This is a genomic window from Nostoc sp. PA-18-2419, assembly GCF_005869855.1.
GTDB lineage: Bacteria > Cyanobacteriota > Cyanobacteriia > Cyanobacteriales > Nostocaceae > Nostoc.
In genome coordinates this window covers 1-7,826 of record NZ_SZNH01000080.1, presented here as the reverse complement: position 1 = coordinate 7,826, position 7,826 = coordinate 1, and the positions used below count along the sequence as shown (strand labels likewise).

Genomic DNA, 7,826 nt, shown 5'->3' with positions numbered 1-7,826 from the left:
TCTGGCCCATGAAGTACCTTAGCCTTAGCTGCGGGTAGCTTGGCGCATAGCTGGCATTTGGGATCAAGTGGCTTGGGCATACCTCACTCCGCTTCGTCTTCCCCTATGGCACGATAGTAAGCAGCGATCGCCGCTTCTTGTTCGCTACGGAGTGTATAGCGCCGAAACGCTTTCTCACTTTGATGTCCAGTTAATTTTCGTGCATGGCTGGGGTCAACTCCCAATAGCAATAAGTCAGTGGCATAGGTGTGCCGGAACTGGTGAGGGTGTAAATCCTCAATCCCAGCAAGTTCACCTATTTTTTCTACAGCAAAATAAATTCCGTGGTAACTTAGCCGTTCCCCTTGGTATGAGGCGTGATGTGAAATCATTAACGGAGTAAGACTATTTAGTTCTTCACCCTCAATAGAGCGTGATCGTAAATACTCTTGTAGCACGTCGCGGCTATCTTTTCGCAGTGGCACTAGGCGTGGTTCATTGGTTTTGGTATCAGGCAAGAATAGCAGCTTGCCATCAAAAGAACCAACATTTAGCTGTACAATTTCCCCAGCGCGGAGTCCGTGACTGAGAATGTGGACGAGTGCAGTATCTCGTTGCTTTGTTTCTCCTAGCATCTCTAATGCTGACCAAACGCGCTCCATCTGTTCTGATGTTAAGCTTTGGGCTGGTGGCAGTGGTACTTTTTCCAGTTTTATCCCCAGCGTCGGATTAGTAGCAATTATATTCGGATACGTATAGCAGATCCATTTAAAAAAGCTTTTTAGTGCAGCAACTGCCGCATTGATGCTGCTTTTTGAAAGCGGCTTTTGTGCATCAGTTTTTACTTCATCCCTGAGATATTCTTTGTACAATCCAAGGTGACGCGGGCATAGCTCATGATAGTGCAGTTGTGTCCATCCCAAAAAGCGTTTGAGTTCCCTTTCGTAAAGTTTACGGCTATTAGGTGCAAGGTTATTACTGCGTAAAAACTCCAGCACCTTTATCCAACGAATATCAGTAGGGGCAACTATTTTTGCTGAGATGCCTTGAACCTGTCGCTGAATTAAAGGTAATACTTTATCTTTATTTTCCAACGAAATAAGTTTGATGGGTGGTAACGAATCTGGACTCTGTTTCATGGTTTAACCAACTCCATAATCTGTAAACTGGCGTTTAAAAGGAGAGTGGAATCCAATCACAATATCTTGCTTAGGAATTCCTAAATTTACCAATTCTTCAGCAACTTCGTATTCTGTCCCATTGTGTTGCAGCCAGACCTTACTATTTTTGATATCAATGTGTAAAAAACAACCATAAATGCGGCGTTGATTTTTCCAACCCACATTCATCAATTGGTAGTGGTCACCTTCAGTATCAAGCACTATTTGCGTTTCTACATCTGATTCTAGACTACTAATTTCTGCATATTGACGTAAGAGTTTTTCTATAATTTCTCGATACTGTGCTAATTTATCCATTCCACAATCTCCTCGGTTTCTGGGTTATAAACTATTAATTTCAGATGATGAATGCGAATAACATTTTGTACCAGGCGGATTGTAAAAAATGAACTGTAGGCATCAATTGGTACTGCTAAATACAAGATGCGTCCCGGTTCCTGCTCAGAAAGTGCCAATCGGTAGTTAATAAATTGTCCTAATGCTATGTGGAATTCAGAAATTGCTGATGTCCGTACAAAACTTTTGATCTCTACTGCAATTTTTTCCTCACCTCTTTGAGCACCCAAAAGCTTTTCGGCTCCCAAATCAATATACATATCCCCCAATTCAAAACTAACTGGCAATGGGTCATGGGTAATTTTCCATCCATCGCTTATCAAACCACGCTTAACTGCATCGTGAAAAACATCTCTGGCTGGCATATTCTTAATTAGGAAGTCGGAAGTCGGAAGTCGGAGGTCAATTTAGTAGCGACATTCTAAGTAAAGCTATGAACTTAAATTTTGTTCAATTCTAATTACTGCCTCTCAATTGCGACTGACAACTTCGTTTTTTCCATTCAATTTATCTTTAATTTTACGCGTAGAGGCGACGAGTATCTTCACTATTTCATTGGCTTCCTGAAGTAACGGATAAAATATAGATTTCTCTAGAACTTCAGACTCAATCAAAATTTATAGCCAGTGCTCGGTTTCACGCGCTTCTTTCAAAACAATTTCCATGAACCTATCCCATTATTCTAAAAATCTCTAATCGTTGTCATAAAATGTGCTTCAAAACCTTGATTTTTCATTTTTAGTTCTCAATCAACTTAAGCTTTGTAGCATAAATCTTATTAGTGGGATAGGTTCATCTTACGCAAAAAGTCTTTATCAGACTCAGCCGAAGGTGACTCGCGTACATTAGTACCAATACTCGTACCAGAACGCAATAGTTGCTTTGACAATGTACGGTAAACGCCTGCTTTTTCGTCGAGAAAGCTACAAGCCTCAATTAATCTGACCGCAAACGCTTTAGTCCTGTCAGTAATACTAATGTCTTTATCCACATTTGCACCCCCTGTACTTTATCTTTCTTTATTCTTAACTTCCGACTTCCGACTTCCCCATCATACAGCACCCTGAACACAAAATAAAAGAGCGTTATCTTTTATCCGACAAAAAATACGATAAAAACTAGTTTCCCCCAGACACAACACTTTCACCAACATGCGATCACGGAAGGTGCATGTTGGCAACGGAATAGAAACTATTACGCTGCCAATAAATTTTGCGGGGTTGCATAAGTGGGGGATGAATTAACTAAATACAGGTATTTGTCTATACTTTAAGCAATAAAGTAACAAACGAATTGAGTATTTAAGCATATCTATTGATTTGGAATAGCATAATGTTTTGCGATGTAAGCATGCTAGATAATGACGYAACCGTGTATTTTTACCTTCCACTCTGGTCATATATGTTTTACTGACGATATGGTCTCCTGGCTCAATAAAACTGGGGTAAACTTTCCATCCATCGGTAACATAAAAATAGCATTGCCAGCAGCAAACAAAGTCCCACAAAGGTTTAAATGTTTCTAGCGCTGTGGTCTCCTAAAACCCAAGCTAAAATTCCTTGACGAAAGTGGTTTACTGCTGTCCACAACCCAATGAGTGTTTTTTTGAACCGACAAAAGTTTCCAGTTCATCTAACTCTCCAACTTCTGGTATCTCGTTGATTGGTGGTGCATCTGGAAGTTGTTCACCAATAAGTTTTAGCCAATAAATTATGGTTGTATGGTGAACTCCCTTATCACGCTCGCTCGCTCRAAATCCCATGCCATTCACGTATGATCTTAAACAGTCTTGTTTTATCTCATCTGAGTATCCTTCTGGTGGACTATAGGCATCGATAAATTGACGACCACATTTTACRCAAATGTGATTTTGCTTACCTCTTCGTTTACCATTTTTTCTAATCTCAGTAGAATCACAGTATGGATAATGCACAGTATTACACCTCAATTCATCCCTATATTATGCAACGCCGCAATCTTTTTGAGATGTCTCTTCAAGATAATTTTTCGTATAATTACGTGTATTAATTGCAAATAAAATTACCTTATACACAAATGTAAGTTTTAGCGATCGCTGCTTTTTGATCCGACCTCACAAAATCGCGTTGCTCCCCATCCATTTGTACCTTTGTTAACACAACTTCTGCCGAACTATGAGGAGAGTTCCGATCATAGGTTCTATTCGCAATAAGCAGAGGTTTTATCGCCAGGGGTTGAAATCTATATCACTAATACAGCAAGCTCTTTAGCTCCTCTGTCGCCCCCTCAATTCGCTGGCACTTTTAAATACTTTTGATAATGGCTCACCATATTTTACAGACAAACACTCTGCAATTGATACTGCTCGTTGAGTTAATCGTTTGTCTCTAAAGTCACACTTAAAATACGGATTTTTCTCTAACAATTTCATTTACGTCCATGTAATTCACACTTATGACGACAATACCAGTAAATATAAAGTCATTTTTATGGGAGATTGGTTCGCCAGTGAGATTCACGAACCAATTTCTCCTTTTTACATCCGGTGAAAAGTCACGGATGATTTAGCTTCTTTAGTACTTGTTTATTTCGGAAAGTGACACAAGAGGGATACGTATAGTTTTGAGATAAAAACAAGCGAGTAATGACATCATGAAACAGTACAGGAGCGGGCGATCACACTAAAGCTAGTCAATTGTAATTGTTTTCTTAGCAGTGGCATTAAGAGCTTGCTGGGTATTTAGAGTAATCTTCTGGAAGTTTCCCGCAGCATTAAAAATAAGAGAGTTTTTTGGGTTACCCCCAATGAACAACGTTCTACCGTCACTAAGTCTAATTGGTCCAGAGCTAAACCATCCATTAGTAGCATTCTTCTCAATCTGTTGCCTGAAGACATCAAAAGCTTGCACCCTTTTTTCTGGCAATATTTCCTTTAGAAGCCTTAATGCTTCCCTTAACATTGTTGTTCCATCCGCTTTTTGTAATTGTCCAGTCACCGTAAATACAGCTTGTTGGACTTCTGATTCAATCACTAGACCCATCCTAAAACTCACAAGTCAATATCTGCATGGCTTTGAGACTAATCCTTACAGATATTCTTTCGACCATTAAATCAGGGTTTGAGATAGTTACTGAAAGTTTAAAGTGGAAAAATACATAGTATTGTCCAATGCCAAAACCATTTTTAGTTCAATACCTTCCTCAAAAAAAGAGTATGAAGAGATAAGGCTGACGTAGTAGAGTTATTGTCTCTCATAGCAAAAACTTAAAAACTACTCTTCAAATTATGCATAATATCCTATCACTCCTGCAATGCCTCTTACCGCAGATAAACGCTACAATAATGCAGCAGTTGAACTAGGTAGTCCTAGCGATGTTAGTGATTAGCAGTAGAGTTACGATGCTGGGAATCTACCATTGAGCAGGTATTAGCGGGAGTTATCGGACGATGTTGAGATTTTTTCGTACAGTCAGTAGACATAAAAGTTCTGCGTTCGCTAAAAATAGTAGTGTATGATACAGTTTATTAGAGGAATGTAAAAAGAGCATCCACTTTACTGGTTCACAATTTTCTGGTATGTTAATTTCTCTTGCATAGACTGCATAAATACTAAAACTATTTTCCTTTTTTAAACGTGTTGGCGGACTAATTGATACTGGATAATACCTGACTTCTAAGAGGATGTTTGAAAAGTTCCAAGTTGAGTAAAAAAAGCTCTCAAGGCATAAGCTGTAGATACGTACATACAGCACCATTGAGAGCGATGAGTAAAGCATACCCCAGTAACCTGACCCAAGACCAAGATAGTCAAAGTGTCAAAAGTGCGGCGACGGTGAGCCAACAAGTGGGCTTTGATGCAGGCAAGAAAATTAAAGGCCGCAAGCGATTTATGACAGTCGATACCTTGGGGTTAGTCTTGCGGGTGTTGGTCACGGGGGCCAATGTATGTAAACGTGAAGGAAGCAAAAAAGTTCTCAAACGGGTCAAACAATCTCGCACTCAGGGATGTCGTTTGACAATCATCTGGGTGGATGGTGGCTTTAACGGTGAGCCATTCATGCAGTGGGTGATGGACTTTTGCCGTTGGATTGTCCAAGTGGTACTACGACCAGAACAAACCAAGGGATTCGTGTTGCTCAAAAAACGTTGGGTAGTGGAACGCACTTTCGGTTGGCTTATGGGGTGTCGCCGATTGGTTAGAGATTATGAGTTATTGCCCGAAACATCACAGACGTTTATCTACGTTGCCATGATCCGGATCATGGTCAGGCGATTGGCATAAAATTTGACCCATTAAAACTTTTCAAACACCCTCTGAGGAAAAGTGAGGGAAAGCGATCGCCATAGTTCCCAGCACCACAAGATGGGTCAGATACAGTGCTATACTGCGATGACCTACGATCGGTCGTAGAACATCGCCTACTCTAGGAGGTAAAGTACTCTTAATTGCAGATTATACAAAATCTAGGGAATATGGAACTACTAACTATATATTAAGAACGCATATATTAAAGATGATGAATAAACTCTGGGCAAGTTATTGCGATGCTGAGTTTGGACAGATAAGAAACGAATCTAACCACTGGACTCTAGAACAATATGCTGTTTTGGGCGATCACTGTGTACCGATTTGTGTGGATTTTGAACAGGGGCAGATAGGGGAACTTTCATTGCTTCAGCGTGAAGCTATTCGGCAAGCTCTAGCTTTGCCAAGCGATGTGTTAAGCATCACTGTCCCTCTGGTGCTGCAAAACTATAATGTATATCGTGAGATGATAGGGGATGAGGAAATGCCGCAGCTGGCTAATCCCATTCAGGTTTGGGATAAAGTGACTTTCTCATATATCTATGTGCCACCCCACGTTGAGTATGACCTGCATATTCCTACTTTTAAGTTGATAGCTGAGTGTGACTGGGAACCAGAACACGGCTTAGAAGTGAGCTTTCGCAATGGAGTAGCAGACGATGCAGATCAGATAGGTGAAACAGGACGGCTCTAATATACCCATGCGTAGGCATAGCCCGTCTTAGACATCACGGCTGCTCTCAACTGACAATTTTCTTAGAGGAAAAAGCGATCGCAGTCAGCACAACTGGATCGCTTTTGTTTCGGAAATGTGTTTCCTATTTAGGGCTTGCTGAAAAAGTAATAAAAAGCCTTTGAAGGATTGATTAGTTATTCAAGGAAGGTGAAAACATAAGTTTTTGTTGATTAAAAATGAGATAAGGATAAGCATCGATAATCTGAGGCGGTAAAAAAGATGTATTTGTGAAAAATAGACACAAAAAAGCATTAAACAACCGCAACAGATGAGTAGACAGATTCATGACTAAAAAAGTGATAGCAATCGTAGTAAGAGAAGTATGAGAGAGTTTAGCCATCACTCTACTCAAACTAAATCTCCTTTTAGCTTGTCCAAATTTTCCTTCAATACAATTAGGAATCTTCTCTGAATCTTGAGCTTGCTTCTTTTGTTGTTTACTCACAGTTTTTGGCGGTCTTCCTAAAGGAACTCCACTGATTCTAATACCTCGTTCTTTACACCAAGCTCGGTTTTCTCTAGTGCGATAAATTTGGTCAACATGAACCGATTCTGGGTAATAACCAGTGTGGTTTTTAAATGCCTCAACTTGCGTTTTTAAATCGCCTGATTCATTAAAGTTGTCCCAACTAATATGGTCTAAAAATACATATCCATTGAAATAACTAGCAGATAGTTTGGCTCCGAATTCCACGGACTTACCAGCTTTACCTCGGACAATAGGGCGGATATGTGGTTGGCTTAAACTCACAATCCGGTCATCAATGCTCTGCTTTTTATTTCACTTTGTTGACTAACTCTGCATTAATTCTTTCTCTAAAATGTACTAACATTGAGGCATCAAATGGAGTTTCATTACTATAAGATGACATCCCTATGAAGTACTGTAGATAAGGGTTCTCTTTAATTTGTTCTACTGTCTCTCTGTCGCTTATCCCTAGCTTTTCTTTAATTATTAATGCTCCTAATGCCATCCGAAATGATTTTGCTGGCGCTCCCATCTCTGTTGAAAATCTGGCAGAATATTCTGACTCAAATTCTTTCCAGGGTATTAAATCAGCCATGATCACCCAACGATTATCTGATGATAACTTTCCCTCAAATGGCAGTTCAAAACTTTCTGGTGGAATTGGAGTTGATTCTGATTCTCGGTACATAGTAACTTCAGATACAGCGTGTTGAAACTGACCACTGTGATGCAAGGATTTTGGGCTATTTTACCTTCTTTCCTTGCACCTGAATATACTTCTATGGTCTTTTCTTCTACAGACTGTCACCTTTTCTTTCTTTTTCAGCAAGCCCTACCTA

General features: G+C 39.9%; 6 protein-coding genes and 4 pseudogenes. 2 read left to right on the top strand and 8 right to left on the bottom strand.

Annotation, left to right across the window (positions count from 1 at the left end; all coding sequences use genetic code 11):
* Nucleotides 1-83: 83 nt before the first annotated feature.
* The 7 genes and pseudogenes from FCR06_RS31670 to FCR06_RS31635 form a co-directional block, all read right to left on the bottom strand.
* Nucleotides 84-1,118 carry a tyrosine-type recombinase/integrase gene (locus FCR06_RS31670; protein WP_138506833.1) on the bottom strand — a complete coding sequence of 345 codons (1,035 nt, stop codon included), beginning with the start codon at nt 1,116-1,118 and terminating at the stop codon, nt 84-86.
* A 3-nt stretch (nt 1,119-1,121) separates the two neighbouring features.
* The gene (locus FCR06_RS31665) at nt 1,122-1,457 is read right to left on the bottom strand and encodes a XisI protein (RefSeq protein ID WP_138506832.1); all 336 of its coding nucleotides are present in this window, start codon (nt 1,455-1,457) and stop codon (nt 1,122-1,124) included.
* Complete coding sequence (locus tag FCR06_RS31660) at nt 1,445-1,861, bottom strand: element excision factor XisH family protein (protein ID WP_138506830.1); 417 nt, start codon at nt 1,859-1,861, stop codon at nt 1,445-1,447. Before FCR06_RS31660 ends, FCR06_RS31665 begins: the two co-directional genes overlap by 13 nt.
* 419 nt (nt 1,862-2,280) lie before the next feature.
* Nucleotides 2,281-2,487: pseudogene (locus tag FCR06_RS31650) on the bottom strand (four helix bundle protein); the annotation flags it as partial.
* Between the two features lie 249 nt (nt 2,488-2,736).
* Nucleotides 2,737-3,429 (bottom strand): annotated as a pseudogene (locus FCR06_RS31645) (IS1 family transposase).
* 312 nt (nt 3,430-3,741) lie between these two features.
* Nucleotides 3,742-3,906, bottom strand: coding sequence for a transposase DNA-binding-containing protein (locus FCR06_RS35030; RefSeq protein ID WP_138506826.1), 165 nt, complete (start codon nt 3,904-3,906; stop codon nt 3,742-3,744).
* Between the two features lie 256 nt (nt 3,907-4,162).
* On the bottom strand, nt 4,163-4,507 hold the full coding sequence (locus FCR06_RS31635) for a hypothetical protein (protein WP_138506824.1): 345 nt from the start codon (nt 4,505-4,507) through the stop codon (nt 4,163-4,165).
* A 771-nt stretch (nt 4,508-5,278) separates the two neighbouring features.
* Between FCR06_RS31635 and FCR06_RS31625 the strand changes: the two are divergent.
* Nucleotides 5,279-5,758 (top strand): annotated as a pseudogene (locus tag FCR06_RS31625) (transposase); the annotation flags it as partial.
* 232 nt (nt 5,759-5,990) lie between these two features.
* Entirely contained in the window at nt 5,991-6,476 is a 486-nt protein-coding gene (locus FCR06_RS31620; RefSeq protein ID WP_138506823.1) for a DUF6985 domain-containing protein, read from the top strand.
* A gap of 172 nt (nt 6,477-6,648) precedes the next feature.
* On the opposite strand, the pseudogene FCR06_RS31615 reads toward FCR06_RS31620, so the two are convergent.
* Nucleotides 6,649-7,675 (bottom strand): annotated as a pseudogene (locus tag FCR06_RS31615) (transposase).
* Between the last annotated feature and the right edge of the window lie 151 nt (nt 7,676-7,826).